Here is a 15,896-nt window from a genome sequence, read left to right as displayed (position 1 = left end):
TCGCGGATGAAGATTGTTGTTTCGCGCCGGGCGCGTTAGCTTAAACAGACATAATTTTACTGGCAGCCGTCCGTCGGCGCTGAATCTGAGGAGAGGTAAATGGCTCTGCAACAGGACATTATTGCGGCACTGGGTGTGAAACCGGTGATTGATGCACATGCAGAAATTCGCACCAGCGTTGATTTTCTTAAGTCCTACCTGAAAACGTATCCGTTTTTGAAAACCCTGGTGCTGGGCATCAGCGGTGGTCAGGACTCAACGCTCACCGGAAAGCTGTGCCAGACCGCGATTAACGAACTGCGCGAAGAAACCACTGACACCGCCTATCAGTTCATTGCCGTACGTCTGCCCTACGGCGTGCAGGCGGATGAACAGGACTGTCAGGATGCGATTGGTTTTATCCAGCCGGACCGCGTCCTGACGGTGAATATCAAGCAGGCGGTGCTGGCGAGCGAGCAGGCGCTGCGCGATGCCGGTATTACGCTGTCTGATTTTATTCGCGGCAATGAAAAAGCGCGTGAACGCATGAAAGCCCAGTACAGCATCGCGGGCATGACGGCGGGCGTCGTTGTGGGTACAGACCATGCGGCCGAGGCGCTGACCGGTTTCTTCACCAAATATGGCGACGGCGGTACCGACATCAACCCGATTTTCCGACTGAATAAGGGACAGGGAAAACAGTTGCTGAAAGCGCTGGGCTGCCCGGAACACCTCTATCTGAAGCAGCCGACCGCAGACCTGGAAGATAATCGCCCCGGCCTGCAGGATGAAGTTGCTCTAGGGGTTACCTATGAGCTGATCGATCGTTACCTGGAAGGTGAAACTATCGATCCTGCCGCAGCGAAAATCATTGAAGGCTGGTATCAGAAAACCGAACACAAGCGCCGTACGCCGATTACCGTGTTTGATGATTTCTGGAAAAAATAAGCCGGTAAATGCCTCTGTGACGGCCCGGTATTAAAGATAGCCGTTCAGGCACTCGCCCAATGCGATAATAAAGCGGCTCATCGCGAGCCGCTGGTTTACTCAGGCATTTCATATCATCTGGCTGGCGGCGACTTTTATTGCCAGCTGGATGATCTTTCTCCTGCCGATTTCCAACCACCCACAGCCTGCCTCCAACGTATTGTTTCTGGTTCCCTTATTCCTGTTACTACGTCGTCTCCCCTGTTCTTTGGTCCCACGCAACTGTCCACAACTAACCGCTGATAGATATTTTCGCTATACTGTATGAACAACCAGCAACTGGAGTCCGTAGTGGTCAAAAAAATCGTCAGCCACCGTCTGGAGTTTGAAGCGGCGGCAATTTATCAATATCCAGAGCATCTGCGCCCGTGGATAGACGATCTCCCCAACCTTCCCGGCGTCTATACCTTTCATGGCGAAAGTGACAACCTGCCGCTCTATATCGGCAAAAGTGTCAATATCCGCAGCCGGGTGATGTCGCACCTGCGTACCGCCGATGAAGCAAAAATGCTGCGTCAGTCAACGCGTATCAGCTTTATTACTACTGCCGGCGAACTGGGCGCGCTGCTGCTTGAAGCGCAGATGATTAAGATCCAGCAGCCGCTGTTTAACAAACGTCTGCGCAAAAACCGTCAGCTGTGCGCGCTGCAGCTGGTGAATCAGCGCCCGCAGGTGGTCTACGCCAAAGAGGTAGATTTCTCACACACGCCAAACCTGTTCGGTCTGTATGCCAATCGCCGTGCTGCTCTTCAGCATTTACAGAAAATTGCCGACGAGCAGCAGCTTTGCTACGGATTGCTGGGTATGGAACCGCTGACCGCCGGTCGCGGCTGTTTCCGTTCGGCGCTGCGGCGCTGCGGCGGGGCCTGCTGCGGTAAAGAGAGCGTGGAAGCGCATCAGCAGCGGCTTTTAGCCGCTCTGGAAGCGGTGCGTGTACAGTGCTGGCCGTGGCAGGGAGCCGTTGGCGTGATTGAAGAAGGTGCCGATCGAAAACAAATCCACATCATTAATAACTGGCTTTATCTGGGCTCGGTCAGCGATATCGCGGAAGCAACATCGCTCTGCACCACACTGCCGGGTTTTGACAGCGACGGCTATAAGATCCTCAGTAAACCGCTAATGGCCGGCAAACTGCCGATCGTGTCGCTCTGAACTCATCACCATACAAAACCGCCGGTGTTGCCCACTGCCCTGAGGGCGGAGGTGAGCAACACCGGCGGTTTCAAATACGTTTAACGAGGATTAGTCGTCTGCAGGAGGCATTTTACCTTCATGCTTCGGTTTTTCAGTCAGACGTTTCTCAAAATCCTGGTTGAACTGTTTTTTCTGCTCAGGCGTCAGCACGTTATACATCTTGTTCTGCGTTTCCAGCATAGACAGGGCGCGCTCTTTACCGTTGGCGGCCATCTGCGTTGCCTGCGCTTCCGCTTTAGCCCGATCGAAGGTGTCGGAAGCGATAATGCTGTGCATTGCACGGCGCTCTTCCAGCGAAGGACGTTTCATGTCCTTGTGCGACTCTTTCATGATTGTGCGAATCTGCTGCTTCTGCGCGTCGGTCAGATTCAGACCTTTAAACATATCGTGCATACCGCCGCCGTGACGAGGTGGCTTATGCATCATTGGTTTGTCGCCACCGGCAGGAGGTGGAGTCAGGTTGTCGTTTGCAGCATGAACGATATTTGCTGCACCCACTGCCAGCGTGGCAGCAACAATCAGGGAAGTTAATTTACGCATAGTATTGTCCTTATGTTTCATTTCTATGGCGACCCGGTTGTCGCGTTGTCGGGAGCCAGTTTACGATGCCCAACGTCAAGTACTCAGAGGGTTGGTAAAGGCCTGAAAGCATAAAAGACAATTTGAAGCCAATCATGGAGAGAATGAGAAGATTATGGTGAAGAATTGCAAAAGAATATGAATTTGAAGGAATTTATGCAGGGAATATGGAGGAGTGTAATCCTCCTGGCGGGATTTCGGAAGGAAAAAGTTAAGCGCTTTACACTTTTCTGCGGGTGCCCGATTCCGGGGTATTTGAGTCAAGGATTTGTGGCGAAGATGAGTTCGGGGCAAATCGCTTCTACAGCACTGGCTGCATCTGAACAGTGACTCTGTATTGGCATTTTCTGGAGTTCAGTGCTCTGAGCAAGCTGGCAGTTCCCCTGTCTGGCGGGTCCTCACGCCGTTGCGCGGTCCCTTCACTCCGTTCGTCAGCCTGGGGAACCGCCAGCGTGCTCCTGGACTCCGTCGTTGCCAGTTAAAAGCCAGCGACGGAGATATTGCAGGCAGAGCCTCTGTGGATGTGACCGGGCAATCCACAGCGCTGAGATGAAAGCATCAGGCCAGGATACGCCAACAGGACGTTGGCGTAGGCTGCGTCGGGTCAGGGATGACACGTCGCAGCCGGTCCGACAGGCCGTATGCTGGAATCGAAGGCACCGGGCGAAGCGCGGCGCGAGGACCGCCCGGCCGCAGCCACAGAGGCTCTGCCAGCCACCAATGCCACCGCAACACCAACCAGCCAAACAATATCAACGATCCGGATTATTCAGCAACGTACTCCAACTGATTAACACATCTTACGCCGGAGGACTAAAAACGCTGGCGCCCTCAGACTCAGACACATCAATCACCTCGCTGGCATCCTCTGCCACCAGCATCAAACCCGCCCGCAAACCTTCAGCCACATTCGGATTAGGGAACAAAACATACTCCCGCGCCTGCTGAACGTAATACTGCGTATCGCCGTCCTCGGCCAGCAGCGTCCCCTGAGCAAACGCGGTAAAGTTCAGCGTCTCTCCCCCCATATGCAGCACAAAACGGTCTGAATGCCGGGTGATCTGCTGCGAAACGCGATAGCGCAGCGGTTGAACCCCCACCGCAGGCAACGTGCCGCCGCTAACCAGCGCGCTCAGCGCCCTGTCGGTTGCGGAAAACTGCGCCAGATCGTTATGACCGAACGGCAGCGCTTTACCCAGCTCCAGCGTACAGCTGGCCGCATGGAAATGATGGCTGCTGTAATGCGTATAGGTTCCGCCGGGCGCACGATGGAACACCAGCGCCTCCAGACCTGCGGCTCCCATCCAGTGAAGAAAATCTTCCGGCCACGGCGTTTCACGCTGTGGCATCACGCCAAAGCGTGGATGATACGAACCGCGAATCGCCGTATGCATATCAATATGCCAGCGCACTTCATCATGCTCGCTCAACTGCCAAAAATTCTCCATTGCCTGCTCAAGACGCCATGCACGGCGGGCCTCCGGACAGTCTTCGTACTGCTGCCATCTGCCGCCGAACATCCGGTTCATATCGCCATGCACATAGCGCTTATTCTGCCGCATCGCCGCCGGATTGCCGTAAATCACCAGCAGGCGCGCCACCAGCGGTATCTCACCGCTCAGCAGCGAATTCAACAGTCGGTCGACAATTTCAACGGGAGCCGTTTCGTTACCGTGGATGCCGGTGGAGATTACCAGGGCCATTTGCGCCGGGTGATTTGGCGTCAGCTCCAGAATACCTTCATCAATCCATCGCCAGCTCAGTTGGGCATTTTGCCCGGCAACGGCAGCGGGCCTGTCTCCGGCGAGGGTTAAGGTGAGAAAATCTTGCATCATTACTCCTTCAAGCATCGCCGCTCAGCCCTGAGGGACCGGGAACATGCCCCGGCCCTGCAACGATCGCGTTACTGCTGAAAACGGTATACGTTGCCTAAGTTTAGCAGCTTAGTCAGTTCGTCAAGTGCCTCGCGCCCTTCCAGCAACAGCTGCGGGTCAGCAAGATCGGCCTGCGACAGGCGATCGCGATAGTGGCGTTCTACCCAGTCGTTCAGCGTCTGGAACAGCCGATCGTTCATCATCACCGCAGGATTCACTGCCGCCTGCTGTGCATCGTCCAGCACCACCCGCAGGCGCAGGCACGCCGGACCACCGCCGTTGAACATACTTTCACGCAGATCGAACACCTTCAGCTCATCAATAAGACTGCCGCTGGCGACCAGCTCATTGAGCCAGCCCCAGACGCCCGCATGGCGGCGCGCTTCTTCCGGCAGTACCAGCAGCATTTTGCCATCCGGCTTGCTCAGCAGCTGGCTGTTGAACAGATAGGTCGACACCGCATCCGCCACGCTGACACGGTTATCCGGTACCTCGATGGCCGTAAAGCCGGGCAGTTTTTCGGCCAGCTCGGCCAGCAGCTGCGGCTGATTTAAAAACGCCTGCTGATGACAGAACAACGCCTGCTGATTGCTCACGGCGATGACATCATTATGGAATACGCCCTGGTCGATCACCGCCGGATTCTGCTGGGCAAATACCGTGCGGGCCGGATCGAGCTGGTGCAGACGCGCCACCGCTTCGCTGGCTTCCAGCGTCTGCCGGGCCGGATAGCGCGCCGGGGCGACTCCGCCTCGCTCGCTGCGGCCATAGACAAACATCTGCACGCCCGGCGCGCCGTAGCCGTGGCTGAAACGATTGTGGTTGGCCGCCCCCTCATCACCGAACATCGCCACCTGCGGCAACGCATCATGCACCGAGAAATGGTTACCATCGCGGAAAATCGCCCGCAGCAGATTCGCCGTGGTCGGTGCTTCTATCGCCCGGTGGAACTTATTATTCAGGTTAGCCACCGTCAGATGCACACGGCCATCGGCGCTATCAGCGGAGGGTGACACCGTGGCAGCATTCGCTACCCACATCGAAGACGCCGAGCTGACCGCGGACAGCAGTTGCGGTGCCTGTTTTGCCGCCTGAGCCACCACCTGCGCATCGCTGCCGCTGAAACCGATCTGCCGCAGTGCTTCCACATTTGGCCGCTCATGCGGCGGGATCACACCCTGAGCAAAACCCAGATCCGCCAGGGTTTTCATCTTCACCAAACCCTGCTGCGCAGCCAGTTTGGGATTAGACAGTTGATGCTGATTACGGGTTGAGGCTTCATTACCAAACGACAGGCCTGCGTAATGGTGGGTTAACCCCGGCAGACCATCGAAATTGACTTCACGGGCGCTCATCGCGTCTCTCCTTCCGTGCTGAAGTCCAGCCCCGGTGATAAGGTTGCAGGCAGATTTAAGTCCGCCGATTCCAGCGTTGCCATCGGCCACGCGCAGTAGTCAGCCGCGTACCAGGCGCTGGCACGATGATTGCCCGAGGCCCCTATTCCGCCAAACGGTGCGGTACTGGCGGCACCGGTCAGCGGTTTATTCCAGTTCACAATGCCGGCCCGCGCTTCAATCAGCAGGTGTTCAAACTTCTCACGCTGTGGGGAGATCAAACCGCAGGCAAGGCCATAGCGCGTGTGGTTGGCGATGCGAATAGCCGCATCAAAATCATCGTAGCGGATCACCGCCAGCAGTGGACCAAAGACCTCTTCGTCCGGCAGATTTTGCAAACCGGTCACATCAATGATGCCAGGCGTCAGGATCGCGCTGTCGCGCTGCGGCCACTGCATCGGCAGCAGCACCCGGCCACCGGCATCCACCCGTGACTGCCATTCAGCATAAATTTTTTCCGCCGCAGACAATGAAATCACGCTGCCCATAAACGGCTGCGGTTCATCATCCCAGCCGCCAACGCGGATTCGCGCCGACACGTCAACCAGACGCTGTAAGAAGGCATCTCCCGCAGCCCCTTTTTTCACCAACAGTCGGCGGGCACAGGTACAGCGCTGCCCCGCGCTGATAAAGGCAGACTGTACGGCGATATGCACGGCGGCATCGATATCGTCAGGATCTTCGACGATCAGCGGGTTATTGCCGCCCATCTCCAGCGCCAGCATTTTTTCAGGTTTACCGGCCAGCTGGCGATGCAGCTGGTAACCGGTTGCCGCGCTGCCGGTAAACAGCACGCCGTCGATTTGATTATCCTGCGCCAGCGCCTGGCCGGTTTCGCGGCCGCCCTGCACCAGATTGATTACGCCCCCAGGCAACCCGGCATTGATCCACAACCTGACAGTCAGTTCCGCGGTCAGCGGCGTCAGTTCGCTCGGTTTAAAGACCACGGTATTCCCGGCCAGCAGCGCAGGAACAATGTGACCGTTAGGCAAGTGCCCGGGGAAGTTATAAGGTCCGAAGACCGCCATCACACCATGCGGGCGATGCCGCAGTGAACTTTCACCTTCAGCCTGCTCTCCGGTACGGGAATGATAAGCGCGCAGAGAAATCGCCACTTTATTGATCATCGCCTGCACTTCGGTCAGCGTTTCCCAACGCGGCTTGCCGGTTTCGCGAGAAATCGTTTCGCTAAGCTCGCGCTTATTCTTTTCCAGCTGCTGCGCAAACTTTTCTACGATCGTCTGACGCTCGGCAAACGGCCGGCGTGCCCAGCTGAAGAATGCCGCCCGGGCGGCTTCAGAAGCGTCGGAAACCTGCGCAGCGGTAGCCGATTTGCCCTGCCAAAGCAGTTCGCCCTTTACCGGGTCCAGTTTAGCGATGGTCTCACCACCGCCGGTCAGCCACTGACCATTAATACAGTGCGTCATGCTGTTTTCTCCTCACGACAAAGTGTCACTACCCGCAGGTTCTCTCCTGCCCGGCAATGTAAAATTTCAGCCTGCGCGGCGGTGACAGCAATCGTGCCGCTCTGCATATTGGCCGGTAGCAGCATCACGCGGAACTGCTGATAGTGTTGATTCGCCACCAGGCACAGCGGCAGGGTTTGATCCGGCTGCTCGCTCAACTCAACCACCAGCTCGCGGCTTTTACGGATAGCGCGCACGCGGTCGATATCGCACTCAAGGGTCGGTCCGCCATCGAAAATGTCGACATAGTTCTGGAAGCGGAAACCTTCAGCCTCCAGCACCGCACGTGCAGGAGCCGTCTGCGGATGAACTTCGCCTATAACCGCCCGTGCTTCCGGCGACAGGTAATCAATATATAAAGGATGTTTAGGCATCAGCTCGGCGATAAACGCCTTTTGCCCGGTGCCGCTCAGGTAGTCGGCATCGCTGAATGACATCGAAAAAAAGCGGCTGCCGACGCTATCCCAGAATGGCGAATGGCCATTTTCATCACTGACACCCCGCATCTCCGCGACAATTTTTTGCATAAAGCGGTCACGAAACGCCGCCATAAATAAAAAGCGCGATTTGGACAGCAGATAACCGTTCTTTCCGTTGCGGTAGTCCGGGTCAAGGAACAGCGTACACAGCTCGCTGCTGCCGGTGTGATCGTTGCTTAACGACAGCGTGGGCAACATGTTGTATACATTCAATTCTTTCGAGGCGTGCACCTGGGTGCCGACACGAAAGTTGTACCAGGGGTCCTGTAAACCCACCGCCACCTCAATGGCGCAGATCCCCACGGCTTTACCGGTATCTCCATCTGCCAGCACAAAAACGTATCCCTGTTCAGCCCGCGGCAGTTTTCCCTGCCAGGTCATTAATGAACGTTCGATACGCGCTGACAGCGTATCGCTGTCAACGGGCAGAGAGGTCAGTCCCCCGCCGGTTTTGCCGGCGAGGTACATCAGCTGAGCCAGATCGTCTCGTTCAACGGGACGAATAAACATCATACGGCGGCTCCTTCAATGACGGCGCGGCAGGCGCGTTCGAAGCGTGCCAGCCCCTCCGTGACTTCCTGTTTAGTGATAATCAGCGACGGAGCAAAACGTACAACGTTAGCTCCGGCAATCAGTACCATCAGCCCTTCGCGTGCAGCGGCCTGATTAATCAGTTTGGCTTTACCGTTGTAATCCTGATTCAGCACGCAGCCAATCAGCAGACCGAGCCCACGGACTTCACTGAACAGCTGTAAACGCTGGTTAATCTCATTCAGGCCGTCAACAAACCAGCGATGGCGCTCTGCCACACCCGCCAGGATTTCCGGGCGGTTGATCAGTTCCATCACTTTGCCACCGACCGCTCCGGCCAGCGGATTGCCGCCGTAGGTGGTGCCGTGGCTGCCGATATTCAGATGCGCCGCAAGGCTTTCGGTCGTCAGCATGGCCCCGATCGGGAAGCCACCACCGAGTGCTTTGGCGGTGGTCAACACGTCCGGCGTCACGCCATAATGCATGTAGGCATACAGCGAACCGGTACGGCCCACGCCGCTCTGCACCTCATCAAAAATCAATAGCGCCTGATGCTTGTCACAGAGCTCACGCAGCCCGCGCAGGAAGGCAGGTTCAGCAGGAACGACCCCACCTTCACCCTGAATCGGCTCCACAATCACTGCGCAGGTCTGGTCATTAATCAGTGCCGCTGCGGAATCTAAATCGTTGTAAACCGCGTGCTGAATGCCACCCGGCAGCGGCGCAAAATCTTTCGAATAGGCAGGCTGACCACCGGCAGAAACGGTGAACAGCGTGCGACCATGGAACGCGTTATTGAACGCCACGATGCCGTTTTTATGCAGATTTCCGCCATCGTGAGCCACCTTACGCGCCAGCTTCAGCGCCGCTTCGTTAGCTTCCGCACCGGAGTTACAGAAAAACGCGCGGTCGGCGAAGGTAGCATCCACCAGCTGCTTTGCCAGGCGCAGGATCGGCTCATTGGTATAACCATTTCCAGTATGCCACAGCAGCGCAGCCTGCTGTTGCAGGGCCAGCTGCAGATCGGGGTGTGCATGGCCCAGTGCATTCACCGCAATTCCCCCGGCGAAGTCGATATAGGACTTGCCCTCCTGGTCCCACAGCGTTGAACCTTCCGCGCGCACCGGAATAAAACTGGCAGGAGCGTAAGTTGGAACAATCCATTGATCGAAATTTTCACGGGTGATTGACGGTTGCATAGCGGCCTCGTTTATCGCTTAACCCTTTAGTTTTTGTGGTGAACTAAAGATGTATTAAATGTTAATGAAATGATTCATTGCAGCTCTACTGTAAATTGCACAGAGCGTGCCAGCCAGCAAAAAAATGCATAAACCAAATTCAACAACTAAATATCAATAACTTACGACAGTCTGTTATTCACCATAAATGCATAAAAAGTGAATATCAATGTAAATCCCCGGCTTCGCCACACAAAAAAAAGAGGAATTATGCATTGGTAAAATAAAATATTGTTTATGTGATCGCCGATAGAATTTGGTCGTAAAAAGAGGAGGTTAACGCACCATAATGCAGCAGGTACGCACCAGAACCGTGCACACCACCTCTTCAGCGTAAACTCGCTGAAGAAATCATTTTTTTAACACTCAGCCTTATAATTCCGTCCTGTATTATTTAGATATATTAATTAAAAAACCCAAAAACACAGACATTACATATGGACATTTTGTATTAATAGAAAAGCTTTCCGATAAATAGCATTAACCCAATTTCGATAATTAACCATGAAACAACAGCCGCCAAAATCGCTCAATAATCAATCATAATGCGATAAATAAATATTGTTTTTCATAAAAATGAAATATTAATTTCTACTTTTAAATCATGCAATTAACTCAATTAAATCCCACAACCCCTTAAAAGATGCATAGCTAATACGTTTTGCATCATAAGGAATAACTTATAAACACTTTGTCAAAAATCACTATGAAATAATTTGTTACATATATTCAATTTTCATGAAACATATTTTTATGTCACTTTCACCACCGCACTAAATGCAAAGAAAATATAATTTTAAAACAGGGTTACTCATGATGAAGCGTTCTTTACTGGCATTACTGATACCGGCTCTTCTGGCCACTGGCGGCGTGCAGGCAGCAGAGATCTATAACAAAGACGGCAACAAGGTGGATTTGAACGGTAAGATCAACGTCGGCCACCTCTTCTCAGACGATACGGGCAACGACGGCGATGTTTCCTATGCTCGTTTTGGCTTTAAAGGCGAAACGCAGATTGCGCAAGATCTGACCGGCTACGCCCAGTGGCAGTACAACTTCCAGCTGAACAAAACCGAAGGCGCGGATGCGCTGAGCGGCGACAAAACCCGTCTGGGCTTTGCCGGTCTGAAGTTTGGCAAGTGGGGTTCATTCGATTACGGTCGTAACTATGGTCTGGTGTATGACGCGCTGGCCTGGACCGATATGCTGCCGAAATTCGGCGGCGACTCCGGTTACGCGGACGGCTTCCTCTCTACACGCTCAACCGGCGTGGCAACCTGGCGTAACAGCAATTTCTTCGGTCTGGTAGACGGCCTGAATGTGGCGCTGCAGTACCAGGGTAAAAACGATCGTACCGGCACTGATGCCGTGCGCCGCAGCAACGGTGACGGCTACGCGACGTCCGTCAGCTACAACGCCGACTGGGGTCTGGGCGTGGTGGGCACCTATGCCAACCTTGGCCGCACTCAGGCACAAAACAACGCAGCGCGTGGTGAAGGCGACCGTGCGGAATCATGGGCAACGGCGATTAAGTACGACGCTAACCAGATCTATCTGGCAACGGTGTACGGCAACACCCATAACGCGACGCCAATCAGCGGCGGCTTTGCTAACAAAGCGGTGAATTTTGAAGCGGTGGCGCAATACCAGTTCCTGAACGGTTTCCGTCCGTCTCTGGCCTACGTGTCATCACGCGGTAAGGACATTGAAAACATCGGTGATGCGGATATCGTGAAGTACGTTTCCTTCGGTGCGAACTACTACTTCAACAAAAACTTCCTGGCGTACGCCGAATACAAAGTTAACCTGCTCAGCGACAACAACCCGCTGGGGCTGGCGAACGACGACGTTACCGGCGTCGGTCTGAACTACCAGTTCTGATGGGATAACAAAGGGCGATCGTTAAGATCGCCCTTTTGTCATATCAGGTTAAACGATAATGCCTGTCAGGCTGAGGCGTATCCGGCAGTTCCTGCTCCAGATTCATTTCCCGCAGGTTGATCTCAATATTGGTGCACATGGCATCCAGCGGCAGATGGTTGTTGGCCAGGCCAAAGGGCATCTCCAGCTCTTCCGCCAGGGTATCCAGCGACAGGAAGGTATAGGCGATAAACACCGATACCAGCGGGGTCATGTAGTGCAAATCCGGCACCAGCGCGAACGGCAGCAGCGTACAGAACAGATACACCGTACGGTGCAGCAGCAGGCCGTAGGCAAACGGGATCGGCATACTCGCCAACCGCTCACATCCTCCCAGAACCTGCGACAGCTGATTGATGCTGGCATCCATATGCGCATACAGAATGTCAGAAAGATTACCGTTGCGACGCTGTACCGCCAGCCAGTTGGAAAGCTGTAGCTCAATAAAGTTGGTCGGTGAGCGGCGGGTCAGGATCTCATCGGCCTCATCGCCAAGATAGCGTCGCATGTCCTCGTGGGCGTCGGTACGGCGCAGCTGGTGCTTAAGGCTGTAGCAGAAAGCCAGCAGCAGCGACATCACGCGCGGCGCTTCAGCCGGGGAGATGGCCAGCGCCAGGCGCTGCAGCGTACGGCAGGCGATCAGCAGGTTACCCCAGAACATGCGCGCTTCAATAAAACGGCCAAAGCAGACGCTGTTGCGGAAACCAAGGAATACCGCGATCGACACCCCGAGCAGGCTGAACGGGGCAAGGGTCAACTTAATCCCCAGCGTTTCATACCAGTCAAGACACAAAATCGCGATCACTGACATCATTAAATTGAGTGTCAGGCGAAACCAGATTCCGGGTAGCACAGAGCCGTGCCAGGCGAAAAGGCGAACAAACCAGTGACGATGCGGACGGATGATCATGATGAGCAGGTGAGTAGAATTTTTCGCAGATTGTGCAGAAAAACCCTGACGTTGGGAAGGAGTATTTTGTGACTTTAATCACATATATTTTCGGGCGCTATCTTGACAACTTTTTGCATTTCAGCGGGGCCATCTTTCCCATCGTCAGGGGGTTAGAAAATCGTAATTCTCCGCACGCGGGTCCTGCAATGCTACCGGCGGAGCCAGTTTCAACGTGATCCAGTTTGAGGTGACGCGCTGCTGTTTACTGTCCTCCAGCGTCACAGATAAACGATACTCATTGCTCGCTCCTGACGAACTGTCCCAGGCGGGAATAATAATGCTCCATCCCTGCGGATCGCTGCTGTTAGCGGGCGGCGTCAGGCTCAGTGTTTGAGTATCTCCCTGCCAGCTCACTGCTTTGATTGGATTGCTGTGGCGAATCTGCAATTTCAGCGGCAGCGTTTCTCCCGGCTGCACCTGCCACGGCGGCGTGGCAAGAAACACCGACAGCGTTTTCCGCTGGCGGAAGGCCATCACCGGAGAATTATTACGATTAACCGCATCATAACGGCTGCCGCTTAGCGACTGCGCAGCATCGACGTTGCTGGCAGAGAGCTGTTTACTCAGCGCCACGCCGATGCGGTAGTTCATCTTCAGGGCAAACTGATCCTGGGATTCGCCGCTGTCTCCCTCTTTGTGATTGGCGCTGAAGGTAAACAGCGGAACCGGCGTGTAGTTAATCCCTAACGTCACCGCCGTGGGGTTGTCCATCATATTTCCGCTGTGGAACAGGTCGATATTGCGCCCCAGATACTGCTCGTAACTCAGGGAAACCCCAAGCTGGCGATAGAACGGCAGGTAGCCGCGGGTGGTAATGTCATAGCCGCGGGCCATACGCATCTGGCTGGTGCTGCCGCGATTGTGCCAGCCGCTGAGGGGATGATAGTAGTTGGCGGAAAAACGCAGATATTCGCCCCATGCTTCAGTACCCAGCGATCCGCGCTGCTGATTTTCGGTCAGCAGATCGTCGATAAAAGCGTTATAGCCCAGCCGCCAGTTTCCGGCTATCCAGCGCTGCCCCAGTCCGGCATTACCCACCGCTCCGTATTCGGTTTGCTCAAGGCCCAGCTGGCTGAAGGTGAGATACTGGTAGTTATCCTGCCAGGGGGTAATCAACTGCGCCGACGTCCCATTAAAGCTACCTGCATCGTCGACCGCCAGCGAGACGCTGGCACGCCCGTAAGGCGACAGCAGCTGCTCCCCTTCTCTGGCCGCGCGCTCGGCGGCAAAATCGCGAAAGCGGTTGAATGCCCACAGCTCGGCCTGTTCACGCAGCGGCTTATCGCTGTCGCTGGCCATGCTGGCTTCCCCAATACTTTTCACCGCCTCGGCGATGCGTTTTTCTATTACATCGTCGCCTGTCCCGCTGTTCAGCTCGGGTAGGTGTTGCAGCATATGACTAAAGCGGGCGGGGTCGTCAAAGGGGGCTTCGGCAACCTGATTTTCAGCGTCAAAGGCCCATACGCGCTGAGTCAACTGCCCGCACAGCATGACCAGCAGAGAAAGTACGATGGGGTAACGGCGGATAAATCGGTTCATAGGCATTTAAAATAGCAAAAGCAATGTTTTTATAGCGGGTTAAATGTGTGGTGCCTCACAAAATTGGCGAGTTATAACCTTAACACAGATTCGGCTGGTCGGCGAAAAACGCCGGGGAGAGATGCGTCGTTCAGGTGAATTCTTGGGCCATTAGCCAGTTGGTGCACAGGTTCCGGGACTGTAGCGGCGACTTAAGTCACTGTGTGTCTGGATAGTCGCTTGTGCCTGTTTGTCAGGGGAACAGCCTCTGCGGCTGCCGGGCGGTCCTCGCGCCGTGCTTCGCCCGGTGCCTTCGATTCCAGCATCCGTCCTGTCGGACCGCCTGCGACACGTCGTCCCTGACACGACGCAGCCTTACGCCAACGTCCTGTTGGCGTATCCTGGTCTGATGCTTTCATCTCAGCGCTGCGGATTACCCGACTTCCGCAGAGGCTGTTCCCCCTTCAACTAATCTGCTCGCTTTTTCGCATTACACGGCCACTGATGTGCCAATCAGGCTGACACTTTGCCAATATCAGACAATACTGAAATACCAAAGCAGGCTGGCCTGTCCACCGTAGGGGCCATCCGCAGCGCTGAACGAAGCGAAGAAGCCAGGATTCACACGCAGGACGCGGGTGAAAGATACGGTCGGGCCAGGGAGGGCCCGTCTGTATCGGTCCGCCCGGCTGATAAGCGAAGTGAAGGCATGGCGTGCAACGCCGCGCGAGGACCGGCCCGGAAGGGGGAACGGCCAGCCAGCGTCGGCACAATCACCGACCAGACTCAAACAAGGCCTCTGGTCCGTTTGTTCAGACAGCAGGGAAATAAACAAAGCAGGCTGGCCTGTCCACCGTAGGGGCCATCCGCAGCGCTGAACGAAGCGAAGAAGCCAGGATTCACACGCAGGACGCGGGTGAAAGATACGGTCGGGCCAGGGAGGGCCCGTCTGTATCGGTCCGCCCGGCTGATAAGCGAAGTGAAGGCATGGCGTGCAACGCCGCGCGAGGACCGGCCCGGAAGGGGGAACGGCCAGCCAGCGTTAACTCTCAGTCGTCAGGCAACATATACCAAATTTCAAACATCCATCAGCACCACTTTAAAACGGAGAACGTCAATGAAAAAAACGCTACTCGCCGCCTCACTCCTGTTAGCCAGCCTCGGAGCTGGCGCACAGGAAATCTTCACCCTTAGTTCGCCCGACTTTACCGACAATGCCCTGCTGGATAAACAGTTCGCCGGTGCGACTCCGGGTAACGTCAGCTGCACAGGTAAAAACGTCTCCCCGGCACTTAGCTGGAACCACGCTCCCGCAGGAACCAAAAGCTTCGCGCTGATGGTCTTTGACCCTGAAGGTGCGAAAGGACTCGGCGTCTCACATCTGGTGGCCTACAACATCCCCGCCAGCCGTACCCAGTTTGCCCGAGGCGACCTGACCAGCGGCAACGGATTCACCGGCGGAAAAAACAGCCCGGGAACCGATCATTACCACGGCCCCTGCCCTCCGGCAGGCAGCGGCGCGCACCACTATGTCTTTACGCTTATCGCCAGCGATCTGGCGGCAGATGCACTTCCTTCCGGACTGACCCGCGACCAGTTGCTCAACGCGCTGAAAGGCCACGCGCTGGCCGGTGCCGGAATCATCGGCCGCTATGGCAACGACTAAAGCGATTTCATTTTACGCCTTCAGCTAATCACTCGTCCGGTGATGCCCTGCGCATCATCGGACCGCTTCAAACGCCTGTTTTCACGCCAACTATGCAGCAGATAAGGAAAATTAGCATT

The 15,896-nt window shown here is 55.3% G+C and carries 12 protein-coding genes; 4 read left to right on the top strand and 8 right to left on the bottom strand.

The genetic code is table 11. The features are described 5' to 3' along the window. Positions 1–99 precede the first annotated feature (99 nt). Positions 100–927, top strand: coding sequence for an ammonia-dependent NAD(+) synthetase (gene nadE / locus IBT46_RS05055; RefSeq protein WP_200544580.1), 828 nt, complete (start codon positions 100–102; stop codon positions 925–927). Positions 928–1,230: 303 nt separating this feature from the next. Further along, positions 1,231–2,118: an excinuclease Cho gene (gene cho / locus IBT46_RS05050; RefSeq protein ID WP_234479970.1), complete on the top strand. Its 888-nt coding sequence runs from the start codon at positions 1,231–1,233 to the stop codon at positions 2,116–2,118. 90 nt (positions 2,119–2,208) lie between these two features. On the opposite strand, the gene spy is transcribed toward cho, so the two are convergent. The 6 genes from spy to IBT46_RS05020 form a co-directional block, all read right to left on the bottom strand. Beyond that, entirely contained in the window at positions 2,209–2,700 is a 492-nt protein-coding gene (gene spy / locus IBT46_RS05045; protein WP_105595010.1) for an ATP-independent periplasmic protein-refolding chaperone Spy, read from the bottom strand. Between the two features lie 839 nt (positions 2,701–3,539). Next, the gene (astE, locus tag IBT46_RS05040) at positions 3,540–4,571 is read right to left on the bottom strand and encodes a succinylglutamate desuccinylase (RefSeq protein WP_200544818.1); all 1,032 of its coding nucleotides are present in this window, start codon (positions 4,569–4,571) and stop codon (positions 3,540–3,542) included. Between the two features lie 71 nt (positions 4,572–4,642). After that, positions 4,643–5,968 (bottom strand): N-succinylarginine dihydrolase, encoded by a 1,326-nt coding sequence (gene astB, locus IBT46_RS05035; RefSeq protein ID WP_200544576.1) that lies wholly within the window; start codon positions 5,966–5,968, stop codon positions 4,643–4,645. Beyond that, complete coding sequence (gene astD, locus IBT46_RS05030; RefSeq protein WP_200544574.1) at positions 5,965–7,434, bottom strand: succinylglutamate-semialdehyde dehydrogenase; 1,470 nt, start codon at positions 7,432–7,434, stop codon at positions 5,965–5,967. The genes astB and astD overlap by 4 nt, the downstream gene beginning before the upstream one ends. Then, a complete protein-coding gene (astA, locus tag IBT46_RS05025; protein ID WP_200544572.1) occupies positions 7,431–8,465 on the bottom strand; it encodes an arginine N-succinyltransferase in 1,035 nt (344 codons plus the stop codon). Before astA ends, astD begins: the two co-directional genes overlap by 4 nt. Then, positions 8,462–9,682 carry an aspartate aminotransferase family protein gene (locus tag IBT46_RS05020; protein ID WP_200544570.1) on the bottom strand — a complete coding sequence of 407 codons (1,221 nt, stop codon included), beginning with the start codon at positions 9,680–9,682 and terminating at the stop codon, positions 8,462–8,464. Before IBT46_RS05020 ends, astA begins: the two co-directional genes overlap by 4 nt. 852 nt (positions 9,683–10,534) lie before the next feature. Between IBT46_RS05020 and IBT46_RS05015 the strand changes: the two genes are divergently transcribed. Continuing rightward, positions 10,535–11,602, top strand: coding sequence for a porin (locus IBT46_RS05015; RefSeq protein ID WP_305038802.1), 1,068 nt, complete (start codon positions 10,535–10,537; stop codon positions 11,600–11,602). A 43-nt stretch (positions 11,603–11,645) separates the two neighbouring features. Here IBT46_RS05015 and IBT46_RS05010 read toward each other — a convergent pair whose 3' ends face one another. Together IBT46_RS05010 and IBT46_RS05005 are read right to left on the bottom strand one after the other, a co-directional pair. Next, positions 11,646–12,551: a bestrophin family protein gene (locus IBT46_RS05010; RefSeq protein WP_200544568.1), complete on the bottom strand. Its 906-nt coding sequence runs from the start codon at positions 12,549–12,551 to the stop codon at positions 11,646–11,648. 144 nt (positions 12,552–12,695) lie between these two features. Continuing rightward, positions 12,696–14,084 carry a YchO/YchP family invasin gene (locus IBT46_RS05005; protein WP_305038803.1) on the bottom strand — a complete coding sequence of 463 codons (1,389 nt, stop codon included), beginning with the start codon at positions 14,082–14,084 and terminating at the stop codon, positions 12,696–12,698. Positions 14,085–15,228: 1,144 nt separating this feature from the next. Between IBT46_RS05005 and IBT46_RS05000 the strand changes: the two genes are divergently transcribed. After that, positions 15,229–15,777, top strand: a complete 549-nt coding sequence (locus IBT46_RS05000) for a YbhB/YbcL family Raf kinase inhibitor-like protein (RefSeq protein ID WP_200544566.1) — start codon at positions 15,229–15,231, stop codon at positions 15,775–15,777. Positions 15,778–15,896 lie beyond the last annotated feature (119 nt).

The organism is Erwinia sp. S38 (genome assembly GCF_016624545.1).
In the GTDB taxonomy this organism is placed as follows: Bacteria; Pseudomonadota; Gammaproteobacteria; order Enterobacterales; family Enterobacteriaceae; genus Erwinia; species Erwinia coffeiphila.
Note: the sequence above shows the minus strand (reverse complement) of the source record. Positions and strands in the feature narration are given on the sequence as shown.